Source organism: Mesorhizobium sp. M7A.F.Ca.AU.001.01.1.1 (assembly GCF_004022735.1).
Taxonomy (GTDB): Bacteria; Pseudomonadota; Alphaproteobacteria; order Rhizobiales; family Rhizobiaceae; genus Mesorhizobium; species Mesorhizobium ciceri.
In genome coordinates, this window is sequence record NZ_RZPF01000954.1 from 1 (window position 1) to 1,965 (window position 1,965).

The window sequence follows — 1,965 nt, forward strand, 5'->3', positions numbered from 1 at the left end:
GCCCGATATTGCTCGTGTCGCCGCCGATACCGGCGCCGGGCTTGTCATCATGCATACCGGGCGGGATCGCCAGAAGCTGCCGGACGCGATTGCCGATCAGTTGGCATTCCTGCGAAGGTCGCTGGAAATCGCCCGCCAGAACGGCATCGCCGATGATCACATCGTGCTCGATCCCGGTTTCGGATTCGCCAAGGAGACGGCGGAGGAAAATCTCGACCTGATGGCACGCTTTTCGGAATTGCATGCACTCGGCCTGCCGCTGATGGCCGGCACGTCGCGAAAACGCTTCATCGGCACGGTCACCGGCCGTGATGCCGCCGACAGAGGGGTCGGAACAGCGGCGACCAGCGTCATTTTGAGGCTCCAGGGCGCCGATCTGTTTCGCGTCCACGATGTCGCATTCAACGTGGACGCATTGGCGCTCGCCGATGCTATGCTGGCGCGTCAAACCGACCGGGCGAGAAACTGATCGATGTATGTCATCCGCATGAAGAACTGCGCTTTCTTTGCCCGGCACGGCGTGCTGGACGAGGAGGAACGGCTCGGCCAGCGCTTCTATGTCGATGCCGTTCTGACCGTTGATCCAGGCCGGGCGCTTGCCGAAGATTCGATCGAGGATACAGTCCACTACGGCGTTGCATTCAGCGTCATTGAAAAGATCATCACCGGGCAGCGCCGTTTTCTGATCGAGTCGCTGGCGCTCGAAGTGGCCCGTGCGCTGACGGCGCGTTTTCCGCAGATAAAGAAAGCCGAGATCACGGTGCGCAAGCCGAACGCACCAGTGCCCGGCGTGCTCGATTATGTCGAGGTGACCGTTGTCTGGCCCGAATAGTACCGTTTATCTCAGCCTTGGCGGCAATCTTGGCGATCCGGCGAAATCCATGAGCGCGGCGCTGCGCATGCTGGATGCCGACGCGGATACGCGTGTCACCGGCGTCTCCTCGCTTTATCGCACACCGCCCTGGGGCAAGCTCGATCAGCCGGATTTTCTCAATGCGGCCGCCGAAATTTCCACCGTGCTTGCACCGCGTGCCTTGCTCGACCTCTGCCTCGATGCGGAGCGCAAGCTGAAGCGGGTGCGCGAGGAGCGGTGGGGGCCGCGGCTGATCGACATCGACATTCTGGTGTTCGGCGACCGCGTCATCCACGAGACCGGGCTGGAGGTGCCGCATCCGCGCATGCTGGAGCGCGCCTTCGTGCTGGCGCCGCTGGCCGAGATCGCGCCCGGCCTGGTTGTCAGCGGTCGCAGCATCACCGACCGCCTGGTCGCCGTCGATACCTCAGGCATCGAGCGATTGTCGTCCGGCCGGGATTGGTGGCTGGCCTGATTTCTGGGCAAAGCGACGGCCGAACTTTAGCCCGAGAAGCCGCCACCATCCAGGAACGTCTGCTCCTGCGAGGTGGTTTCGCGCCCAAGCATCCTGTTTCGATGCGGAAAACGGCCGAATTGCTCAATGATATCACGATGTTCGACAGCATACTTCAGATAGGGCTCGGCCCTGGCCTGCGTCAGCTCGACCGAAATATCCTGGTCGGCCAGTAGCTCCGAATGCTCATAGGGCAGGTAGAGGAAAACGCGGAGTTCTTCCTCGAGTGCCAGGTCATGACCAGCCGCGATCGCCTTCTCTGCGAAATATCTGGCGAGCGGATCGGTCGCGTACATATGGCCGGTGCCGCGAAAGCAGTTCCGCGGAAACTGGTCGAGCAGGATCATCAGCGCCAGCGCGCCTTCGGTATGTTCCAGCCAGTCGTCGCATTCACGCCGCGCGGCGGCGTAGTGCAGGTCGAGAAAGCGGTCGCGGAACTCGGCATCGAATGCTTCGTTCTTCTCGAACCAGGCATCCTCGCCGGCATCGCGCCAGAATTTGGTGACCGACAGGGCTCTGCTGTCCAATTCCATACCTGATTCCTTGCTCAATCGGCGGGTTCGGATTTGTGCAGCACACCCGCGGTCTCTTCGTTGAG

At 61.8% G+C, this 1,965-nt stretch carries 4 protein-coding genes; 3 read left to right on the top strand and 1 reads right to left on the bottom strand.

What is annotated here, in order from left to right; all coding sequences use genetic code 11:
* The 3 genes from EN884_RS34485 to folK all read left to right on the top strand — a co-directional run.
* On the top strand, nt 1-469 hold a 469-nt coding region (locus EN884_RS34485; protein ID WP_164895370.1), incomplete at its 5' end, for a dihydropteroate synthase.
* Nucleotides 470-472: 3 nt separating this feature from the next.
* Nucleotides 473-832: a dihydroneopterin aldolase gene (folB, locus tag EN884_RS34490; protein ID WP_013531873.1), complete on the top strand. Its 360-nt coding sequence runs from the start codon at nt 473-475 to the stop codon at nt 830-832.
* Nucleotides 816-1,328: a 2-amino-4-hydroxy-6-hydroxymethyldihydropteridine diphosphokinase gene (folK, locus tag EN884_RS34495; RefSeq protein WP_013531872.1), complete on the top strand. Its 513-nt coding sequence runs from the start codon at nt 816-818 to the stop codon at nt 1,326-1,328. Before folB ends, folK begins: the two co-directional genes overlap by 17 nt.
* Before the next feature lie 26 nt (nt 1,329-1,354).
* Here folK and EN884_RS34500 read toward each other — a convergent pair whose 3' ends face one another.
* The gene (locus tag EN884_RS34500) at nt 1,355-1,900 is read right to left on the bottom strand and encodes a DUF924 family protein (RefSeq protein WP_063167919.1); all 546 of its coding nucleotides are present in this window, start codon (nt 1,898-1,900) and stop codon (nt 1,355-1,357) included.
* Nucleotides 1,901-1,965 lie beyond the last annotated feature (65 nt).

Excerpts from the sequence above, each read along its gene's own strand:
- folB (WP_013531873.1), top strand. The coding sequence starts at position 473 with ATGTATGTCATCCGCATGAAGAACTGCGCTTTCTTTGCCCGGCACGGC.
- EN884_RS34500 (WP_063167919.1), bottom strand. The coding sequence starts at position 1,900 with ATGGAATTGGACAGCAGAGCCCTGTCGGTCACCAAATTCTGGCGCGAT.